The 18,820-nt window shown below is 72.3% G+C and carries 20 protein-coding genes and 1 pseudogene; 12 read left to right on the top strand and 9 right to left on the bottom strand.

Annotated features, from left to right (window positions below):
* Positions 1–400, top strand: a 400-nt coding sequence (locus ACWDN5_RS39910; protein ID WP_449679922.1) for a UBP-type zinc finger domain-containing protein, incomplete at its 5' end; no start/stop codon positions are given.
* 10 nt (positions 401–410) lie between these two features.
* Entirely contained in the window at positions 411–1,097 is a 687-nt protein-coding gene (locus tag ACWDN5_RS39915) for a histidine phosphatase family protein (protein WP_449679923.1), read from the top strand.
* Here the strand turns inward: ACWDN5_RS39915 and ACWDN5_RS39920 are convergent.
* Both ACWDN5_RS39920 and ACWDN5_RS39925 read right to left on the bottom strand, forming a co-directional pair.
* Complete coding sequence (locus tag ACWDN5_RS39920) at positions 1,081–1,824, bottom strand: ABC transporter permease (RefSeq protein WP_449679924.1); 744 nt, start codon at positions 1,822–1,824, stop codon at positions 1,081–1,083. The two genes, ACWDN5_RS39915 and ACWDN5_RS39920, sit on opposite strands and share 17 nt — an antisense overlap.
* Positions 1,825–1,841: 17 nt before the next feature.
* Positions 1,842–2,297 carry an MmpS family transport accessory protein gene (locus ACWDN5_RS39925; protein ID WP_449679925.1) on the bottom strand — a complete coding sequence of 152 codons (456 nt, stop codon included), beginning with the start codon at positions 2,295–2,297 and terminating at the stop codon, positions 1,842–1,844.
* Positions 2,298–2,463: 166 nt separating this feature from the next.
* On the opposite strand from ACWDN5_RS39925, the gene ACWDN5_RS39930 reads away from it, so the two are divergent.
* The 4 genes from ACWDN5_RS39930 (at position 2,464) to ACWDN5_RS39945 (ending at position 6,159) form a co-directional block, all read left to right on the top strand.
* Positions 2,464–3,219: a helix-turn-helix domain-containing protein gene (locus tag ACWDN5_RS39930; RefSeq protein WP_449679926.1), complete on the top strand. Its 756-nt coding sequence runs from the start codon at positions 2,464–2,466 to the stop codon at positions 3,217–3,219.
* A gap of 105 nt (positions 3,220–3,324) precedes the next feature.
* Positions 3,325–4,302 carry a LacI family DNA-binding transcriptional regulator gene (locus ACWDN5_RS39935; protein WP_310976661.1) on the top strand — a complete coding sequence of 326 codons (978 nt, stop codon included), beginning with the start codon at positions 3,325–3,327 and terminating at the stop codon, positions 4,300–4,302.
* A 567-nt stretch (positions 4,303–4,869) separates the two neighbouring features.
* The gene (locus ACWDN5_RS39940) at positions 4,870–5,451 is read left to right on the top strand and encodes a MerR family transcriptional regulator (protein WP_310976662.1); all 582 of its coding nucleotides are present in this window, start codon (positions 4,870–4,872) and stop codon (positions 5,449–5,451) included.
* A 51-nt stretch (positions 5,452–5,502) separates the two neighbouring features.
* Positions 5,503–6,159 carry an RES family NAD+ phosphorylase gene (locus tag ACWDN5_RS39945; protein WP_310976663.1) on the top strand — a complete coding sequence of 219 codons (657 nt, stop codon included), beginning with the start codon at positions 5,503–5,505 and terminating at the stop codon, positions 6,157–6,159.
* Here ACWDN5_RS39945 and ACWDN5_RS39950 read toward each other — a convergent pair.
* Genes ACWDN5_RS39950 through ACWDN5_RS39960 form a run of 3 tightly spaced genes read right to left on the bottom strand, consistent with a single transcriptional unit; the run spans position 6,141 to position 9,733 of the window.
* The gene (locus ACWDN5_RS39950; RefSeq protein WP_310976664.1) at positions 6,141–6,791 is read right to left on the bottom strand and encodes an HAD family hydrolase; all 651 of its coding nucleotides are present in this window, start codon (positions 6,789–6,791) and stop codon (positions 6,141–6,143) included. The genes ACWDN5_RS39945 and ACWDN5_RS39950 overlap by 19 nt on opposite strands.
* Positions 6,773–8,719 (bottom strand): S9 family peptidase, encoded by a 1,947-nt coding sequence (locus ACWDN5_RS39955; protein ID WP_310976666.1) that lies wholly within the window; start codon positions 8,717–8,719, stop codon positions 6,773–6,775. The genes ACWDN5_RS39950 and ACWDN5_RS39955 overlap by 19 nt, the downstream gene beginning before the upstream one ends.
* A gap of 51 nt (positions 8,720–8,770) precedes the next feature.
* The gene (locus ACWDN5_RS39960; RefSeq protein ID WP_449679927.1) at positions 8,771–9,733 is read right to left on the bottom strand and encodes a TerC family protein; all 963 of its coding nucleotides are present in this window, start codon (positions 9,731–9,733) and stop codon (positions 8,771–8,773) included.
* 303 nt (positions 9,734–10,036) lie between these two features.
* Between ACWDN5_RS39960 and ACWDN5_RS39965 the strand changes: the two genes are divergently transcribed.
* From ACWDN5_RS39965 to ACWDN5_RS39980, 4 genes are read left to right on the top strand one after another with little or no spacing between them, the layout of a single operon-like run.
* On the top strand, positions 10,037–12,907 hold the full coding sequence (locus tag ACWDN5_RS39965) for an alpha/beta fold hydrolase (protein WP_449679928.1): 2,871 nt from the start codon (positions 10,037–10,039) through the stop codon (positions 12,905–12,907).
* Complete coding sequence (locus ACWDN5_RS39970) at positions 12,904–13,827, top strand: ABC transporter permease (protein WP_449679929.1); 924 nt, start codon at positions 12,904–12,906, stop codon at positions 13,825–13,827. Before ACWDN5_RS39965 ends, ACWDN5_RS39970 begins: the two co-directional genes overlap by 4 nt.
* Before the next feature lie 27 nt (positions 13,828–13,854).
* The gene (locus ACWDN5_RS39975) at positions 13,855–14,328 is read left to right on the top strand and encodes a hypothetical protein (protein ID WP_449679930.1); all 474 of its coding nucleotides are present in this window, start codon (positions 13,855–13,857) and stop codon (positions 14,326–14,328) included.
* Positions 14,329–14,360: 32 nt separating this feature from the next.
* Positions 14,361–15,101: an enoyl-CoA hydratase/isomerase family protein gene (locus ACWDN5_RS39980; protein ID WP_449679931.1), complete on the top strand. Its 741-nt coding sequence runs from the start codon at positions 14,361–14,363 to the stop codon at positions 15,099–15,101.
* On the opposite strand, the gene ACWDN5_RS39985 is transcribed toward ACWDN5_RS39980, so the two are convergent.
* Positions 15,098–15,598 carry an SRPBCC family protein gene (locus tag ACWDN5_RS39985; RefSeq protein ID WP_449679932.1) on the bottom strand — a complete coding sequence of 167 codons (501 nt, stop codon included), beginning with the start codon at positions 15,596–15,598 and terminating at the stop codon, positions 15,098–15,100. The genes ACWDN5_RS39980 and ACWDN5_RS39985 overlap by 4 nt on opposite strands.
* 223 nt (positions 15,599–15,821) lie before the next feature.
* Here ACWDN5_RS39985 and ACWDN5_RS39990 point away from each other — a divergent pair, with 223 nt between their 5' ends.
* Entirely contained in the window at positions 15,822–17,213 is a 1,392-nt protein-coding gene (locus ACWDN5_RS39990; protein WP_449679933.1) for a S28 family serine protease, read from the top strand.
* A 60-nt stretch (positions 17,214–17,273) separates the two neighbouring features.
* A complete protein-coding gene (locus tag ACWDN5_RS39995) occupies positions 17,274–17,663 on the top strand; it encodes a VOC family protein (RefSeq protein WP_310976678.1) in 390 nt (129 codons plus the stop codon).
* Between the two features lies 1 nt (position 17,664).
* Here ACWDN5_RS39995 and ACWDN5_RS40000 read toward each other — a convergent pair whose 3' ends face one another.
* From ACWDN5_RS40000 to ACWDN5_RS40010, 3 genes and pseudogenes are all read right to left on the bottom strand, one after another.
* Positions 17,665–18,012: an MmcQ/YjbR family DNA-binding protein gene (locus ACWDN5_RS40000; RefSeq protein ID WP_310976679.1), complete on the bottom strand. Its 348-nt coding sequence runs from the start codon at positions 18,010–18,012 to the stop codon at positions 17,665–17,667.
* A 4-nt stretch (positions 18,013–18,016) separates the two neighbouring features.
* Entirely contained in the window at positions 18,017–18,214 is a 198-nt protein-coding gene (locus ACWDN5_RS40005) for a type II toxin-antitoxin system VapB family antitoxin (protein WP_449679934.1), read from the bottom strand.
* A gap of 13 nt (positions 18,215–18,227) precedes the next feature.
* Positions 18,228–18,749: pseudogene (locus ACWDN5_RS40010) on the bottom strand (UvrB/UvrC motif-containing protein); the annotation flags it as partial.
* Between the last annotated feature and the right edge of the window lie 71 nt (positions 18,750–18,820).

The following is an 18,820-nucleotide window of genomic DNA, read 5'->3' on the forward strand; positions in this document are numbered from 1 at the left end:
GGCCCGCGACAGCGGCAGCGCCGACGACGACGTCCTGCGCAAGGTCCTGGAGCGGCTCGACATCGAAGAGTCCATGCTCGACCGCGACGAGGCGGAGCCCGACGTCGAGGGCCGCGAGCTGCGCACCCCGGCCGCGACGGCGGGGTCGTGCAAGCACCTGGCCCACGAGTGGGTCGACAAGGACCCCAGCTCGGCCGACAGCTGCGCCGCCTGCGTCGCCGAGGGCACCACGTGGGTGCACCTGCGGATGTGCCTGAAGTGCGGCAACGTCGCCTGCTGCGACTCCTCGCCGCGCCGCCACGCGACGCAGCACTTCCACGAATCCCGCCACCCGGTCATGCGCAGCTTCGAGCCGGGCGAGACCTGGCGATGGTGTTTCGTGGACAAGCAGCTGGGCTAGGGTCGAGGCCATGAGCACGCCGGAGCAGGAGATCGAGTACCGCCAGCACCGCTTCAGCCCGCCGCCGGGCTCGACGGAGATCTTCCTGGTCCGGCACGGCGAGTCCGCCCCGGCGCGCGGAGACGCCCCGTTCGACCTGGTCGACGGCCAGGCCGACCCGGACCTGGCGCCGGAAGGCCGTGATCACGCCCAGCGCGTCGGCGTCCGGCTCGCCGGGGAACGGATCGACGCGATCTACGTGACGACGCTGCGCCGCACGGTGCAGACGGCGGCTCCCCTGGCGGAGAAGCTGGGGCTGACCCCGGTCGTCGAGCCGGACCTGCGCGAGATCCACCTCGGCGACTGGGAAAACGGCCTGTTCCGGAAGTACACGGCCGAAGGCCACCCGATCGTCGAGCGGCTGTGGACCGAGCAGCGCTGGGACGTGATCCCGGGCGCGGAGTCCGACGAGCGGTTCGGCGCCCGGTTGCGCGGCGCGCTGACCCGCATCGCGGCCGCGCACCCGGACCAGCGCGTCGCGGTGTTCACCCACGGCGGTGTGATCGGCGAGCTGTTCGCGCAGGCCAGCCGCGCGGTGGAGCGGTTCGCGTTCCTCGGCGCCGACAACGGGTCGATCTCCCACCTCGTGCTCCACGGCGACACCTGGATCGTGCGGCGCTACAACGACACCGCCCACCTGGCTACGCCGCTCGGCTGAGCTTCCCGGCCGCGACGAGCTGCACGGTCACCAGGATCGAGACGGCCTCCGCGGCCAGCAGCCCGATCAGCACGAGCACCTGCGTCAGCCCGGCCTGGATCGGGCCCGCCCCGCCGAGCAGGACGCCGACGTACGCGCCCGGGAGCGTCACCAGGCCGACCGTGCGGGTCTGGTCGAGCGCCGGGATGAGGGCGTGCCCGGCGCTCGGGCGGCAGATTTCGAGTGCGGCCGGGCGCGGGAGGAAGCCGAGGGCGAGCGCGGCTTCGTACTCGCCGTGGCGGGACTCGAGCTCGTCGAGGGCCCGGCGGCCGGCCTGCGAGGTCGCGGTCATCGCGCCGCCGATGACGATGCCGGCGATCGGCACGACGGCGATCGGCCGGGGCGGGACGACACCGGCGCCGAGGACCAGCGCGAGCACGGGCGCGACCCCGGCCGCGATGGCCAGCGCCGTCCACGGCAGGTTCTTGTTCGTTCCGATGCGGCGCGCCGACGTCACCGCGGCGATCCCGAACATCAGCACCACGAACAGGCCGGTGAGCGGCGCCGAGCGCAGGACGGCGGTGATCACGAGCGACACGGCGGCGAGCTGCGCGACCGCCCGGGCGGCGGCGATCAGCACCGCGCGTCCCTCGCCGAGCCCGCCGGCCCTGACGACGACCGCACCGGCGACGGCGAGCAGGACGAGAACCGCCACCAGGGCGGGCCCGAAGGTGATCGCGGCGTTCACGCCGCCGATCCTGCCGCTCAGACGGCGCAGCTGAAGAGGCGCCCCGGCTCGGTCTCGGTCTTCTCGGCGACGACGACGCCGTCGACGACGATCCGGCACCGCAGCGCGCCGGGGCCGGGGTTGCGGGCGGCGATGCTGAAGAACTCGGTGCGGCCGGCCGGGCCGACCCGGGTGAACCGCGTGGACCACGGCGTCGCGACCGCGGCCTGCTGGGTGAGGGCGGAGCCGGCGGCGGCGTAGGTGACGTTGCGGGCGCCGTGCGTGCCGAGCAGTTCGTAGACGACGCTGTGATCGACGGTGCGCACGGCGACCGGGGCGACGGGCGCTTCCTTGGCCGCGGGCTCGCGCGCGGACCGCGGCAGGACGTGGGCGGTCACCGCGAAGGCCGCGACGAGCACACCGAGGACGACGACGAAGCTGCCGGCCGATCGAGCCCGCCCGGCGGAGTCGCGCATCGCGGTGGGAACGCTCATGGAGAGGTCTTCTCTCGTCGCGCGCACTTCCGTCGAGTGCGTCGACCTATATCTCGCCGTGACCTGACGGGGTGTTAGCCGGTCCTCGCGGAAAGTTCGATGTTCACCCGGACGGGTGGCGCCGATTCTTGCCGTTTCTGTCGGACCCCCGAGGCATGATCGGGGTGTGTACGAGGAACGGGCGGCGCCGGCGGTGTTGCGGGGCGTGGCGAGGTGCGTGTGGCGATCGGCTTCGGAGGGCCCGAAGCGGATCGTCCCGGACGGCTGCGTCGACTTGGTGGTGGGCGGCGGAACGGCGTTCGTGGCGGGGCCGGACACGGCGGCGTGGTGGTCGGAGACGGAGGGGGTGGTGAGCGGGGTCCGGTTGGTGCCGGGCCGGGCGGCGGCGGTGCTCGGCGTGGCGGCGGACGAGCTGCGGGATCGGCGGGTGCCGGTGTCCGAGTTGTGGGGGCGGTCGTCGGCGGAACGGTTGGTGGAGGGGGTGGTGTCGCCGGTTTCCGCGGTGGCCGAGCGGGTGACGGGTGTGCCGCCGCCGGATTTCGCGGTGGCGGAGCTGATCGCGCGGCTGGAGGCCGGAGCGGCCCGGGTCGGTGACGCGGCGGCGTTGCTCGGCCGTTCCGGTGCAGCCGCTTTGGGGCAACCGGCAGCGGGCGGGGTGAGCGAACGGCGGCTGCGGCGGCGGTTCGTCCAAGCGGTCGGGTACGGGCCGGCCACCTACCTCCGGGTGAGCCGGTTCCAGCGGGCCGTCGCGCTGGCTCCGCGTGTCCCCGGGCTGGCCGCGCTGGCCGCCGCCGCGGGGTACGCCGATCAAGCGCACCTCAGCCGGGACTGCCGGGCGCTGACCGGCCTCACGCCACGCGATTACTTCGGCGGACGCTCCACTGTGGACGTTGCCGTGCGTGATCGACTCCGTTCGGCGTAACCCCTGCGGTCAACCGGAAGTGGCTGTTCACCCAAAAAGGTAAGCGGACGGTAAACGACTACCAAGAGCGCTATCCTCCCCTCGACGAGTGATCAGGGAGGGCGCGTGGCCACCATCAGCGACGTCGCGGCACGAGCCGGCGTCTCCACGGCGACGGTGTCGCGCGCGCTCAACGGGAAGTCCACTGTGGACCCCGCGTTGGCCGCGCGGGTCCAGGAGGCCGCCGCCGAGCTGGGGTACCACCCGAACGGGCTGGCCCGGAACCTCCGCCGTCAGGAGACCGCGGTGCTCGCGCTGATCATCTCCGACGTCGAGAACCCGTTCTTCACGGCGATCGCCCGGGGCGTCGAGGACCTCGCGCAGCGGTCCGGGTACTCGGTGGTGCTCTGCAACTCGGACGAGAACGAGGACAAGGAGCGGCGCTACATCGAGGTCGCGCTGCAGGAGCGGGTCGCCGGCGTGGTGCTGTCGCCCACCGGCCGGTCGACGAACGTCGAGGGCCTGCGCCGCCAGGGCACCCCGCTGGTGGCGGTGGACCGGCCGTTGCAGGCGGCGGAGGGCGACCAGGTCCTGGTCGACACCCGCCACGCGGCGGCCGAAGCCACCCGGCACCTGCTCGCGGGCGGCTACCGGCGCGTCGGCTGCTTGACCGGCCCGCCGGGCGTCCGCACGGCCGAAGACCGCCTGGCGGGGTACGCCGACGTCGTCGGCGAAGAGAACGTCCTGTTCCGGCGGGCGGAGTACCGCGCCGAGGGCGCCCGCCTGGCCGCGCTGGAGCTGCTGGACGAGCCCTCGCCGCCGGACGCGCTCCTGGTCGCGAACAGCACGATGGCGATCGGAGTGCTGGAGGCCCTGTCGGCCCGAGGCCTGCGCCCGGGCAGCGACGTGGGCATAGTCTCGTTCGACGACGCGCCATGGACAACGCTGATCGACCCACCCCTGACGGTGGTCGCCCAGCCGGCGTACGAGGTAGGCCGCGTGGCGGCACAGCTCCTCTTGGCCCGAATCACGGACAGCAGCCGCGACACCACGACGACGACGCTCGAAGCCCGCCTGATCGTGCGGAAGAGCTCCCGCCGCTGAGATCGAGGAGGCGAGGTCTCGCCCCCGGTCCACGCCCGCGAGGGGTCGGCTCGCGTACTCCGAGGGGTCGGCTTGCGTGCCGGAAGGGTCGGCTCACGCACCCAGAAGGTCAGCCGCGCCAGGGGGCCATCGCGCACCGGCGGGTCGGCCCGCGTACCCAAAGCGTCGGCTCACGCACGGGAAGGGGCGGCTTGCATACCCGGCCAACCGGCGCACTCGCCGAAGTCGGACCAAACGGAAGCGACGTGCCCGGGGGCCGGCTCGTGCCGGGCCCCCAGGCACGCCCCACCCCCTGTGTCCCCCATCACCGGCGCCGGGCGCCGGGTCCTGTGAGCACCGGAGCGGAAATCGTTTACTCATCCGGAACGTAGGTGTCCGATCGCGCAGTGTCAAGCCCGGCCGAGGCTGGACAACGGCGCCCGATCCAGGGAAACTGACCGGAAGTTGCCTACTCAACGTGTTGGATGATGTGCCGTGAGTGTCGATCTCTGGTGAATTCACGCACAGACCGGGCAAGAAAGCGCACGAACCCGCACATCCGCGCTGTTTCGGGTTAACCTGAGCCACATGTCTGTAGCGCTGGAGAACATCCTCGCCAAGGCGGGCCTGAAGGTCGACGCGAATGAGTTCCTCACTCTCGTCGAAGACGCGGCGCGCAGACTGTCCCCACCGAATCCGGATCCCTCGCACTACTTCTCGGCCGACCAGCGCGCCGCGCTCGCCGATGTCGGCCTCGACCTCTCACCTAGGCGTGAGGACGAACCCGACTTCCGGGCGCGCACCGTCGCCGCCCACGCCGTGCTCGCCGAAGGCGCCCTCAGCGTCAACGAAGCCGCCAAAGCCCTGGGTGTCGACGACAGCCGGATCCGGCATCGCCTCAAGGAAGGGCGGCTGACCGGGTGGAAGGACGGCGGGTGGCGGCTTCCCGCGTGGCAGTTCGCCGGTTCCGGGGTGCTGCCCGGGCTGGAAGTCGTGCTGAAGGCGCTGCCCGAAGACCAGCCCGCCCTCGTCGTCGCGGCCTTCATGAGCACTCCGCAAGCGGATCTCGTCATCAACGACCAACCCGCGACCCCGCGCCAGTGGCTCCTCTCCGGTGGTGATCCGGACCACGTCGCCCGCCTCATCGCCACGCTCGGCACTCCGCTCTAGGCTGGATCCTCCCGAGCAAGATCTCCGACAAGGACGGACCACCCCCGACCCATGGCCCGGCTCCCGCTGCCGCCCGCCCGATCCGTCCTGGTCCGGCAGCTGAACCGCGCCGACGACGTGGTGACGGTCCAGCCCGCGACCAGGCTCGTGCGGATCTTCACCGCGCACGGCAGACACCCCCAGCAGTGGAACTCGTTCCGCTACACCGGCCCGCTCCCGCACGGCCGCTTCGACCAGCAGTCGCCCGGCCGCGGCGGCGCGCCGGTCACCGATCCCGCCAACGGCGTCCTGTACTTCGGCCTCACCGTGCGGACGTCGGTCGCCGAGGTCTTCCAGACCAGCTCGACGGTCGACCGCCGCACCCGCGGTCCCCGGCTGGTCGTCGTCCGCCCGACGCGCACCCTGCGCCTGCTCGACCTGACCGGCCTCTGGCCGACGCGGGTCGGCGCCTCCCAGGAGATCTCCAGCGGCCCGAAGAAGCTGACCCAGGCCTGGGCCCGGGCGATCCGCGGCGCGTTCAGCGACCTCGACGGCCTCTGGTACCGCTCGTCGATGGACTCAGGCGACCCCGCGATCTGCCTGTGGGACCCGCCGGCGGGCGCCGCGCTCCCGATCGCGCCCGACGTGCTGCTGCCGCTGGACCACCCGGGGCTGGACGTCCCGCTGGGCCGGGTCTGCGAAGAGCTCAACTACACGCTGCTGAACTGAGCCGCCAGCACCGGGATCACCGCCCGCAGGTCCGGCCCGTCGACGACGTGCGTCGCGACGGCCCGGGCGGCCGGGGTCCCGTTGAAGGCGATGCTCGTCCCGACGGCGGCGAAGAGCGGCAGATCCGACCGGCTGTCCCCGATCGCGGCACACCTTTCCGGCGCGAAGCCCTGGGCGAGCGCGAAGTCGCGCTTGCCGAACTCGTCCAGGTGCTCGGCGACGTTCCCGGTGTAGCGGCCGCTCTCGGCCTCCGGCACCGGGCCGCAGTACGCGGCGAACCCGAACCGCCCGGCGAGCAGCCGGCCCACCGGCGTCCACGCGAGCGTGGTCAGGATCGGCCGCAGGTCGTGGTCACGGCACCACGCCACCGTCTCGGCGATCCCGTCGACCAGCGGCAACGTCGCGAGCCGGGCCAGGACCTCCGCCTCGGTGTGCCCCGCCCAGCCGCGCGCGTCGATGACCGACGCCTCCTGGTTGGTCAGCTCACCCGCGACGTAAGCCGCTTCGGCCGCGACGAGCTCGGCCTCGTGCCCCAGCGCCGCGGCCACCCACGCGCACGAGCTGGTGCCCGGTACGAGGGTGCCGTCGACGTCGAAGCAGACCAGGCCGCGCGTCACAGGTGGCGCGACCACCACTCCAGGACCGCCTCGAACCGCTGGACCCGGTGCCGCGGCCGCCCCGAGCGGCTCAGCTCGTGGCCCTCACCCGGGAAGAGCAGCATCTCCGCCGGCGCGCCCGCCCGGCGCAGGGCCACGAACATCCGCTCCGCCTGCTCCAGCGGGCAGCGCCAGTCCTGCTCCGAATGCACGACCGCGAACGGCATGCGGATCTGCGAAGCGTACGAAAGCGGCGATCGGTCGCGCTGCACTTCCGGCGAAGACCCGATGTAGGCGTCGACGAAGAAGTAGCCGATGTCCGAACTGCCGACCATCGAGTCCCACGCGTTGACCGCGCGCTCGCTCCACGCCGCCTTGAACCGGTCCCCGTGGTGGGCGGCCAGCCAGCTCGTCATGAAGCCGCCGTACGAGCCGCCCATGATGCCGACGCGGGTGGCGTCCAGGTCCGGCCGCTCCAAGGCCTTGTCCAGCAGGGCCAGGACGTCGTCGACGTCGACCGTGCCGAAACCGTGGGTGATAGCGTGGCCGTGCGCCTGCCCGTAGCCCGCCGAGCCGCGCGGGTTGCCGACCACCACCGCGTAGCCCGCCGCCGCGTAGACCTGGGCTTCGTCGAACACCGCCCACTCCTGCTGGGTGAACGGCCCGCCGTGCACCACGCGCAGCACCGGGTGCGGGCCCTCGCCCTCGGGCAGGACCAGCCAGCCGTGCACCGGGTAGCCGTCCGGGGCCGTCGTCTCCAGCTCGATCATCGGCCGGATGCCTTTGTCCCGCAACGGCTTCGAGTAGCCGGTCAGCACCTTGGGCCCGCCGTCGCCGAGCAGCACGACCTCGCCCGCGGTCGACGGCGTCGCGATCACCGCCACCAGGACCGAGCCGTCCAGCGTGAACGACCGGACGGCGGCCTGGTCGGCGTGGACCACCGCGAGGTCGGCCAGCGGAGCCTCGACGGTGTCGACGGCGACCGCGCGCAGTTCCACCGCGCCGCGGTTGCGGACGGCCACGACGACGTCGTCCTCCCGCGGAGCCGGCGGGCCCGCCGCGCCCTCGCAGTCCACGGTCTCGGCGTCGGTGAGCCGCCGGGCCTTCACCGGGCCGGCGCCGAATTCGGGCGTCGCCGCGTAGAGCCCGGTGGGCGCGGCCTCGTGGTGCTCCTCGAAAGACTGTCCCAAGTAGAACAACGTGCCGTCGGGGCCGAACGCCGGCCGCTCCGAATACCCGTCGCAGCGCACGACGACCTCGGGCTCGCCGCCCTCGGCGGAGATCGCGCAGATGTCGCGGAAGTCGCTCTCAGCCGCACCCCAGTCCGGCGGGGCGGTGAAGACCACGCGCGTGCCGTCCGGCGTCCAGACCGGGTGGGCCGCGTCGAACCCGTCGCCGGTCAGCGGCTCGGGCTCCCCCGGCTCGGAGGCGTCGGCGGTGTCGAGGACGAACAGCCGCTGCATGCGGTCGCGCAGGAACCCGACGTCGTCGATCCGGTAGTCCATCCGCGTGATCCGGCGCGGGGCCTCGGCGGCCGGCTCCGGCGTCTCGCCGTCGGCGTCCGGCGTGCCGTAGCGGCCGGGCTCGGGCACCCGCGCGGTGAACGCGATCCGCCGCGAATCCGGCGCCCACACCGGTTCCCCGGCCCCGAGGGGCAGCGAGGTCAGCCGGCGGGCCTCGCCGCCGTCCGACGGCATCACGTGCAGCTGCGGGTTGCCGTCCGCGCCCTGGCCCTCCCCGGCACGCAGGAAGGCCACCCAGCGACCGTCCGGCGAGATCGCCGGGGCCGAGTCGCGCGGACCGTGGGTCCACGCGGACTCACCGCCGTCGAGCGACACGCGCCGGACCTCGCCGTGCGTGGCGTTCGCCTTCAGATCCGGTCTCTTCAGCGCCGTGAGCAGCAGGTTCCCGCGCAGCGCGGGACGGCCGGGGACGACGAGGTGTTCGATGTCGGCAGGACGCACGTCCCGACCGTACCGGAAATCCTTAGCGAGGCGAACGAGTTTCGCGAGGTCTCATGCGACGACCTGCTTGCGCTCGTCGCGCCGGGCCTTCGCCAGGCTCGTCACCGTGGTCACGGTGAGCACGACGACGATCACGCCGAGGGAGACCCAGTTGTTGATGTCCAGCCAGTCCGGGACGACGTGGTACTCGTGCAGCGCGTGCAGGAACAGCTTCGCGCCGATGAAGGCGAGGATCACCGCGAGGCCGTAGCTGAGGTAGACCAGCTTGGTCACCAGGCCGCCGAGCAGGAAGTACAGCTGACGCAGGCCCATCAGCGCGAACGCGTTGGCGGTGAAGACCAGGAACGCCTCCTGCGTGATGCCGAAGATCGCCGGGATCGAGTCGACGGCGAACAGCAGGTCGGCCGAGCCGATGGCCACGATCACCAGCAGCATCGGGGTGATCATCCGCTTGCCGTTGATCTTCACCGTGTAGTGGTGGCCGTGGTAGTCGTCGGTCACCGGGGCGATCTTGCGGACCTGCCGGGTGACGGCGTTCTCGTGGTACTCCTCTTCCTCGCCCTTGCCGCGCAGCATGCTGATCGCCGTCCAGATCAGCACCGCGCCGAACAGGAAGAACACCCAGACGAACTGCTCGATGAGCGCGGCACCGATGGCGATGAAGACGCTCCGCATGGCGAGCGCGAGCAGGATGCCGACCAGCAGCACGCGGTGCTGGTGGATGGCGGGCACCTTGAACGAGCTCATGATGATCATGAAGATGAACAGGTTGTCGACGCTCAGCGAGTACTCGGTGATGTACCCGGTGAAGAACTCGACGCCCGGGTCGTGCCCGGCGAAGATCCACACGCCGATGCCGAAGGCGATCGCGCACGAGACGTAGAAGATGACCCAGCGAGCCGCTTCCCCCGTGGTCACTTCGTGCGGCTTGCGATCGACGATGACCAGGTCCAGCGCGATCAGCGCGAGCAGGCCACCGATCGTGGCGATCCACAGCCACAGGGGGACAGTCATGGAACTCGAACCTCCGGATAGCGCGCAGCAGCAACTAACCGGAGGTCTCTCCCGCCGGTGAAAACACCGGCCGACGGTGCCGGGGGCGCAGGGCCACCGTGCTGACGACACCGCCGCGAAGGAATACTCCCCTCACAGCGCGTCCAGTTTGCCGGTTCCCCCCGGCCGAGCGCCAGCCGGGATCGCGCACGTCACCGTGTTGGTCGTGTAATTCCGGTCACTTCGGTCCACCAGGTGGTCCGGGCGTGTGATCACTGTGAGCCGCGGAGGACACTCTCAGGAAACTTCACCTACGGTCACGTCGTGCCCCGACTCCCGCTCCCGCGCACCCGCCGAGCCCGGCTCACGGCGCTCGGCGCCGTCGTGGCGGTGCTCGCCGCCGCGACCGCCCTCTGGGCGACGCGCGACACGGCCCCGCCCGCCGTGCCGACCCAGGACGCCCTGCTCGACCTGCCCGCCGCGCCCGGCTCGGCCGAGCAGGTCAAGATCGACACGACCACCTACCTCCCGGCGACCGTGCCCGCACCGGCCGTGCTGCTCGCGCACGGCTTCGGCGGGGACAAGAACAGCGTCGCCGACGACGCCCGCGAGCTCGCGCGGAAGGGCTTCGTCGTGATGACGTGGTCGGCGCGCGGCTTCGGCAAGAGCACCGGCAAGATCGGGCTCAACGACCCGGACGGCGAGGTCGCCGACGCGAGCCGCCTGATCGACCGGCTCGTCGCGCAGCACCAGGTGACCCTCGACGCCCAGGGTGATCCGAAGGTCGCCGTCACCGGCGCCTCCTACGGCGGCGCGTTGTCGCTGCTGCTGGCCGGCACGGACAAGCGCGTCGACGCGATCGCGCCCGTGATCACCTACAACGACCTGGCCCAGGGCCTGATCCCGAACGCGGCGACCCCCGCGTCCACGGCCCCGGGCACCCCGTCCGCCGGTGCCTTCTCGACCGACGGCGTCTTCAAGAAGAGCTGGGCCGGCATCTTCTTCTCGGCCGGTTCGGGTGCCGCGGCGAGCGGCTCGCCGTCCGCCGAAGCACCGGAAGCCGGGCAGGAGACCGACACCGGGGCCACCGGCGCCGCCGGGACCGCGGCCGCCGCGGGGGCCGCGCTGCCCGCCGGGCCGCCGGGTGCGGGCGGGCCGCGGAGCGCGTCGGCCGACCCCTGTGGCCGGTTCACCGCCGCGGTCTGCCGCGCCTACACCGAACTCGGCACCACCGGGCAGGCGAGCCAGGCGAGCGTCGACCTGCTGCGCCGGGTCTCCCCCGCGTCCGTCACCGGCAAGATCACCGTGCCGACGCTGCTGGTGCAGGGCGAGAGCGACACGCTGTTCGGCCTCGACCAGTCCGACGCGACCGCCCGGCAGATCACCGCGGCGGGCGGCAAGGTCAAGACGATCTGGTACACCGGCGGCCACGACGGCGGCAAGCCCGGCCCGCAGCTGCGCGCCAAGATCGCCGACTTCCTGAAGACGGCGCTGGACGGCGGCGACCCGGGCACCGGCTTCAGCTACGACGTCCAGGGCACGCTGCGCGCCAACGGGACGCCGTCGGTCCGCACGGTCAACGCGCCCGCCTACCCCGGGCTGACCGGCCCGGCCACCGAACGGCGGCTGCTGGCGCTCAACGGGCCCGCGCAGCCGGTGGTGCGCCCGGCCGGGGCGAACCCGGCGGCGGTCAGCGGGATCCCCGGCCTCAACGGCGTCGCGAGCAGCTCGTCGCGGCTCGGCGCGTTGTTCAGCAACGACCCGCCCGGCCAGGCCGCGCAGTTCGCCACCGCGCCCTTCGACGGCCAGGTCGTCATCAGCGGCTCGTCCACCGTGCGGCTGCAGGTCGCCGCGGACCCGGCGCACCCGCAACCGGACGCGGTGCTGTTCGCAAAGCTCTACGACGTCGGTCAGGACGGCTCGCGCGTGCTGCCGGCCAACGCCATCGCGCCGTTCCGGGTGAGCGGGCTGCCCGCCGACGGCACCCCGGTCGACGTGACCGTGGCGCTGCCCGGCATCGTCCGGCCGATCGAGGGCGGCCACTCGCTGCGGCTGGTCGTCGGCACCACCGACCAGGGGTACGCCGCGCCGGCCGCACCCGCGGTGTTCCGGATCGGGCTGGCCGCGGGCACCGCGTTGGCCGTGCCGGTCGTGCCGGGCAAGTCCGTCGGGTCCCCGGCACCGGTCGGGCAGCTGGCCGGCATCGGGGTGACGCTGGCGATCGGCCTCGCCGCGGTGCTCTTCGCGGCCCTGCGCCGGCGCCGGGCCACCGACGTCGACGCCGAGCTGGCCACGACTCCGCTGGTCATCGAGGGTCTGCGCAAGCAGTACGCGGGCGGGTTCGTGGCGGTGAAGGACCTGTCCTTCCGCGTCGAGCCGGGCCAGGTGCTCGGCCTGCTGGGGCCGAACGGCGCGGGCAAGACGACCACCCTGCGGATGCTGATGGGCCTGATCACGCCGACCGAAGGCACCATCCGCGTGTTCGGGCACAAGATCACCCCGGGCGCGCCGGTGCTCTCGCGCATCGGCTCGTTCGTCGAGGGCTCGGGCTTCCTGCCGCACCTGTCCGGCCGGGCGAACCTCGAGCTGTACTGGGCCGCCACCGGACGTCCGGCCGAGAAGGCGCACTTCGCGGAGGCGCTCGAGATCGCCGGGCTCGGCAACGCGGTCGAACGGCGGGTGCGGACCTACAGCCAGGGCATGCGGCAGCGGCTGGCCATCGCGCAGGCGATGCTCGGCCTGCCGGAGCTCATGGTGCTCGACGAACCGACCAACGGGCTCGACCCGCCCCAGATCCACCAGATGCGCGAGGTGCTGAAGCGGTACGCCGCGACCGGCCGCACGGTGGTGGTGTCGAGCCACCTGCTGGCCGAGGTCGAGCAGACCTGCACCCACGTCGTGGTCATGCACCGCGGCTCGCTGGTCGCCTCGGGCGAGGTCGGCGAGCTGGCCGCGGCCGGCGGCGAAGCGACGTTCCGGGTCGACGACCCGGCGGCGGCCGCGGCGGCGCTCAAGGCGCTGAGCGGCGTCACCGACGTCGACGTCGACGGCGAGCTCGTGCACGCGAACCTCGGCGAGCTGCCGCGGGCCGAAGGTGTGGCCGCGCTGGTGCGCGCCGGGGTCGCGGTGGAGCAGGCCGGGCCTCGGCGCCGGCTGGAAGACGCGTTCCTGCAACTGGTGGGAGAAGAGTCGTGAGCGAGGGTGTGCACACCGACCCGCACGCGCTGGACGAGCTGAGCGACCTCGCGTCGGCCGAGCACGCGGGCGTCGGGCCGGACGGCGCGGTCGAGGGCTACTCGGCGCGGCGGACGCTGCGGCTCGGCGTCGAGCTGCGGCGCCAGCTCAAGCGGCGGCGGACGCAGTTCCTGCTCGGGTTCGTCGCGCTGCTGCCGTTCATCCTGGTGATCGCGTTCCAGCTCGGGCAGTCGAACCCGAACCGGCGCAGCGGCGGCTTCGTCGACCTGGCCACGGCGTCCGCGCCGAACTTCGTCGTGCTGGCGCTGTTCGTGTCGGGGACGTTCCTGCTGCCGATGATCGTCGCGCTGTTCTTCGGCGACACGATCGCGAGTGAAGCGTCGTGGTCGAGCCTGAAGTACCTGCTGGCGATGCCGGTGCCCCGGCAGCGGGTGCTGCGGCAGAAGGCGATCGTGTCGGGCCTGCTCTCGGCGTTCGCGCTGGTGCTGCTGCCGTTGGTGTCGCTCGGCGTCGGGGTGCTCTGGTACGGCGCGGGCGACGCGATCAGCCCGACCGGCGACGCGGTGTCCTTCGGCGACAGCCTGCTGGCCATCGCACTGTCCACTGTGTACATCATCCTGCAGCTGGCCTGGGTGGCCGGGCTGGCGCTCGCGCTGAGCGTGTCGACCGACGCCCCGCTCGGCGCGGTCGGCGGCGCGGTGCTGGTGGCGATCCTGTCGCAGATCCTGGACCAGATCACCGCGTTGGAGGGGCTCCGGAACTACCTGCCGACGCACTACGCGTTCTCTTGGATGGACCTGATCTCGACCGACGTCGACTGGACCAACCTGGCCAGCGGCCTGCTCTCGGCGGCGATCTACGGAACGGTGTTCTTCCTGTACGCGGGACGGCGGTTCGCTCGGAAGGACATCACCAGCTGAGGCCCACGGGCGGCGTACGCTGCGGAGATGACCGCCGTGGTGGAATGGCACCAGCCGCCCGCGCCGCTGGTGAAGACGCTCAACGCGGTGCTGCGCGTGGTGCTGCCCAGCCCGCTCGGCCGCGGCGTCGGCGAGTTCATGTTGCTCGCCTTCGCCGGCCGGCGGACCGGGCAGCGCTACCGCGTGCCGGTCACCGCCCACCGCGATGCCGAGGGGCTGTGCGCCCTGACCCCCGCGCGCTGGAAGGTCAACTTCCGCGGCGGCGCGGACGTCGGCGTGACGTTCGCCGGCCGGACGGCGCCGATGCGCGGAGTGCTCGTCGAGGACGAAGCCGAGGTCGCGCGGACCTACCTGGACCGGATGACCGAGCTCGGCATGCGTCGCGCCGCCCGGATGATCGGCCTGAAGTTCCCGCTCGGCCGGCTGCCGACCCTCGACGAGGTCGTCGAACTGGTGCGGGCGGAGCACTTCGGCGTCGTCCGGTTGAGCGTCGGGGCCTGACCGGCCCACCGACTCCGCGGTACGGTCGGGCCGTGCCGATCACCCTGGAGAACCACCGCGACGTCGCCGTGCTTCGGATCGAGCACGGCCGGGGCAACACGCTCGACACCGACTCCTGCCGGGCGCTGGTGCGGCAGCTCGAGGAGGCCGAGCACGCCCGCGCCGTCGTGCTGACCGGGACCGGCCAGATCTTCTGCGCGGGCGTCGACCTCAAGCGGCTCGACGAGGGCGGGGCGCCGTACGTGGCGGAGTTCCTGCCGCTGCTGTCCGACGCGCTGCTGGCCGTGTTCGGCTGCCCGCGTCCGGTGGTCGCCGCGCTGAACGGGCACGCCATCGCCGGCGGGGCGGTGCTCGCCGCGGCCTGCGACCACCGGGTGCTGGGCGCCGGCCGGATCGGGGTCACCGAACTGCTCGTCGGGCTCCCGTTCCCATTGGCCGCGCTGGAGATCCTGCGCTGCACCTACGGGACCACCCGGCTGCCGCTGCTCACCTACCCGGGTGAAACCTGGGGCGGCGAGGAAGCGTTAGCCCGCGGGCTGGCCGACGAGCAGGCCCCACCGGACGACGTGCTCGAGCGGGCCCTCGCCGTCGCGGCGCGGCTCGGCGACCTGCCCGCCGAGCCGTTCGCCCACACGAAGGCCCAGATCCGGCAGCCCTTCCACGAGCGGATCGCCGAATACCGCCACTCGGACGACCCGCAGGTGGAGCGGCTGTGGCAGTCGGCCGAGGCGCTGGCCGCCGTGAAGTCCTATGTGGACCGGGTGCTCCGTTAGGCCGGCACGCCGCTTTCGGCGAGCGCCTTGATGCCCTCGACGGTCTTCTGCATGTTGGCCTGCAGCTCGCCGAGCCGCATGGCGACGATCTCCTCTTCGTGCTCGGGCATCGAGCCGATGATCTTCGTCAGGTTGGACGGGCCGGGGCCGATCCGGGCCCACTGCCGCAGGATCGTGCCGTCGCCGTCCGGGACGAGCTCGAACTTCCACGACGCGGCCGGGTTCGCCACGTCCATCACGGCCCACGCGAACAGCCGCCCGGGCTCGTAGCCGGTGACGGTCGAGACCGTCTCCCACTCCCCGGCGACCGGGTGGGAGTTGCGGCCGCGGAACCGCGCGCCGAGGCCGGGCTCGGCGTCGTCGACCCAGCCGCCACCCTGGAACTCGGTGGAGAACCGGGCCGGCAGGTCGATGTCCAGCAGCCAGGACCAGATCTCGGCCGGCCGCGCGGCGACGCGGACCTCGACCTGGGCCGTCGGGCAGTCGGAAACCTTCATGGCGGACCCCTCGCTCGATGACGGTGCCTACGGATCCGGACCGTAACGCGGCGCCGAACACGCGGACAACTCGCACGATGCCCCCGGCCGGGCACGCCGGAAGACCCGGCGCCACCCGCCGAAAGTCGGATCCTCACCGATTCTGTGCCCGGACAGCCGATTGCCGACCACCGCCGGTTCTGTGAGGGTCCCACCGAGGGTTTCGACGACGGGGTGGTGCTCGATGCGCAGACTTTTCACCGCGGGTGCGGTCCTGCTGGCGCTGGCCGGCCTGGCGCCGGCGGCCACGGCGGCGCCGGACATCAAGGCGCAGCTGCAGCGGATCCCGGGGCTGACGGTCGTGTCCGAGGACGCGGCTCCGGCCGGGTTCCGGTTCTTCAAGCTGACCTACACCCAGCCCGCCGACCACCGGCACCCCGGCGCGGGCACGTTCCAGCAGCGGTTCACGTTGCTGCACCGCGACTTCGCCGCCCCGACGGTCGCCTTCACGAGCGGCTACAACGTCAGCGGGTCGCCGAACCGCTCGGAGCCGACGCAGATTGTCGACGGCAACCAGCTGTCGATGGAGTACCGCTACTTCACGCCGTCGCGGCCGGAGCCGGAGAACTGGGCGAAGCAGCTGACGATCTGGCAGGCCGCGGCGGACGAGCACCGCGCGGTGCAGGCGTTCAAGGCGATCTACCCGGGCAAGTGGCTGGCCACCGGCGGCAGCAAGGGCGGCATGACCGCGACGTACTTCCGCCGCTTCTTCCCCGACGACGTCGACGCGACGATCCCGTACGTCGCACCCAACGACGTCATCGACCCGGTCGACGTCTACAACCGGTTCCTCTCCCGTGTGGGCAACGACCCGGCGTGCCGCGACGCCTTGAAGGCGATCCAGCGCGACGCGCTGAAGCGGCGTGACGAGCTGGGGGCGATCGCCGCGGCGGACGCGGCCGAGCGCGGGCTGACGTTTTCGATCGTGGGCTCGGCCGACAAGTCCCTCGAGATCTCGGTGATCGACTCGTACTTCGCGTTCTGGCAGTACCAGACGCAGGCGGACTGCGCGACGGTGCCGCCGCCGGGCGCGCCCGCGGCCGACGTCTACGCCTGGTACGAGAAGGTGGAGAGCCTCAACACGTACTCCGACCAGGACCTGGCGCCGTACGTCCCGTACTACTACCAGGCGGCGGTGCAGCTGGGCTCGCCCGAGGCGTACGACGGCTACCTCCGCGACCTGCTGCGCTACCCCGGCGCCGACCAGCCGAAGACGTTCGTGCCGGCGTCGATCCGCCTGCCGCGCTTCGACTACGCGGCGATGCCGGACATCGACTTCTGGGTGAAGACCCACGGCGCCCGTCTGCTGTTCGTGTACGGGTCCAACGACCCGTGGGGCGCGGAGCCGTTCGAGCTGGGCCGCGGCAGCCGCGATTCGTACCGGTACTACGTCCAGGGTGGCAACCACGGCTCGAAGATCGCCCAGCTGGCCCCGGCCGAGGCGGCGGCGGCAACGGCGACGATCCGGCGCTGGGCCGGCCTGTCACCGGTTTCCTCGCCGGCGCTGCGTTCGGCGCCGGCTCCGGCCGGCTTCCCCGACTTCGACGCGGACCTGACGCCACGGACGCGGCTGTAACTTTCCTCAGGCCGGGCGTACTCTCACCACACCCTGACGGCCCGGCCTGAGGAGGCGCGCATGCCTCGTCCCGTCCACTTCGAGATCCACGCGAGCGACCCCGAACGCGCGGCGGCGTTCTACACGGCGGTGTTCGGCTGGAAGTTCGAGCGCTGGGGTGAGGTGCCCTACTGGGTGATCACCACCGGCGAAGGCAGCGGGATCGACGGCGGCTTGCTGCCTCGCCAGGGCCCGGCGCCCGAGGCGTCGGCCCCGATCCACGGCTTCGTCAACACGATCGACGTGGCGAACCTGGACGAGGCACTGGGTGACGTCAACCGGGCCGGCGGGACGCTGGCGCTGCCGAAGAACCCGGTTCCGGGGGTGGGGTGGCTGGCGTATTGCAAGGACACCGAAGGGAACGTGTTCGGGTTGCTGCAGGCGGACGAGAACGCCCCTGCGCCGGAGTGAGTCAGGGCCGCTTGGCCTTGGGCAGCCTTCGGACGACCTCGTCGTAGGAAGCATCGATCAGCTCTTCGAGCTCAGCGCCGGGCACTCCGGCGCCGAGCTCGACGCGGTTCCAGCCGTAGCGGCCGAGATAGTCCATGACGCTGACCGCACCGGGATAGCGAGCGCGGACCTCGGCGGCTTCTTCCTTGGTGGCCCCGCATTTGACGGCGACGCTGCCGGGCTGGTCCTGGCCGATGAAGGCGAAGCCCTTGCCACCGACCTTGGCGACGAGGACGTGGTCGCCGAAGGGGTAGGTCTCTTCGGCGCCGGGCTTACCGAGGCAATAGGCGACGACGGCTTCGAGGTTCACGGTTTCAGCTCGACCAGCTCGAGATCGGCAGGACGATCCCCGCCTCCGCCTTGGTCGGCGCGCCGATCTCGGGCTCCCGGTCGGCGGCCAGCCTCGCCTTCAACTCGCCCAGTGCGGCGCGCACAGCACCCGCCTTGGTGTCTCCGGTCAGCTCGGCGACCTCGGCCGCGAGCCGCTCCGTTTCGGGGTCCTTGATGTTCATCCGGCCGGGCCCGCTACTTGATGCCGGCCGCGTCCATGCCCCTCAGCTCCTTCTTCAGGTCGGAGATCTCGTCACGCAGGCGGGCCGCCAGCTCGAACTGGAGGTCGCGGGCCGCCTGCATCATCTGGTCGGTCATCTGCTGGATCAGGTCGGCCAGCTGGGCCCGCGGCATCGCCGACACGTCCTTGTCGACCAGCATGCCCGAGCTGCGGACCCGGTCGCCCTGTTCGGGCTTCTTGCCGCGGGAGGAGTTGCGGCCCGAGCCGCCCACCGAGACCTGCTCGGTGTCCTCGGCTTCGCTGTACACGCGGTCGAGGATGTCCGCGATCTTCTTGCGCAGCGGCTGCGGGTCGACGCCGCGTTCCTTGTTGTACGCCACCTGCTTCTCGCGGCGGCGGTCCGTCTCCTCGATCGCGTGCTGCATCGAGTCGGTGATCTTGTCCGCGTACATGTGGACCTCGCCGGAGACGTTTCGCGCCGCCCGGCCGATCGTCTGGATCAGCGACGTGCCGCTCCGGAGGCCGCGGCGATCCGCGCCGCCAGCTCGGAAACCACCACACCCTGCCGCACGTGGTCCTTGCCGCTGTTGCCGTGCGACGCGTCGAT

The sequence above is a fragment of the Amycolatopsis sp. NPDC003731 genome (assembly GCF_053586895.1).

Bases quoted from the DNA above. Each gene is read 5' to 3' on its own strand.
- ACWDN5_RS39915 (WP_449679923.1), top strand. From the start codon at position 411: ATGAGCACGCCGGAGCAGGAGATCGAGTACCGCCAGCACCGCTTCAGC.
- ACWDN5_RS39925 (WP_449679925.1), bottom strand. From the start codon at position 2,297: ATGAGCGTTCCCACCGCGATGCGCGACTCCGCCGGGCGGGCTCGATCG.
- ACWDN5_RS39940 (WP_310976662.1), top strand. From the start codon at position 4,870: ATGTCTGTAGCGCTGGAGAACATCCTCGCCAAGGCGGGCCTGAAGGTC.
- ACWDN5_RS39945 (WP_310976663.1), top strand. From the start codon at position 5,503: ATGGCCCGGCTCCCGCTGCCGCCCGCCCGATCCGTCCTGGTCCGGCAG.
- ACWDN5_RS39960 (WP_449679927.1), bottom strand. From the start codon at position 9,733: ATGACTGTCCCCCTGTGGCTGTGGATCGCCACGATCGGTGGCCTGCTC.
- ACWDN5_RS39975 (WP_449679930.1), top strand. From the start codon at position 13,855: ATGACCGCCGTGGTGGAATGGCACCAGCCGCCCGCGCCGCTGGTGAAG.
- ACWDN5_RS39985 (WP_449679932.1), bottom strand. From the start codon at position 15,598: ATGAAGGTTTCCGACTGCCCGACGGCCCAGGTCGAGGTCCGCGTCGCC.
- ACWDN5_RS39990 (WP_449679933.1), top strand. From the start codon at position 15,822: ATGCGCAGACTTTTCACCGCGGGTGCGGTCCTGCTGGCGCTGGCCGGC.
- ACWDN5_RS39995 (WP_310976678.1), top strand. From the start codon at position 17,274: ATGCCTCGTCCCGTCCACTTCGAGATCCACGCGAGCGACCCCGAACGC.
- ACWDN5_RS40005 (WP_449679934.1), bottom strand. From the start codon at position 18,214: ATGAACATCAAGGACCCCGAAACGGAGCGGCTCGCGGCCGAGGTCGCC.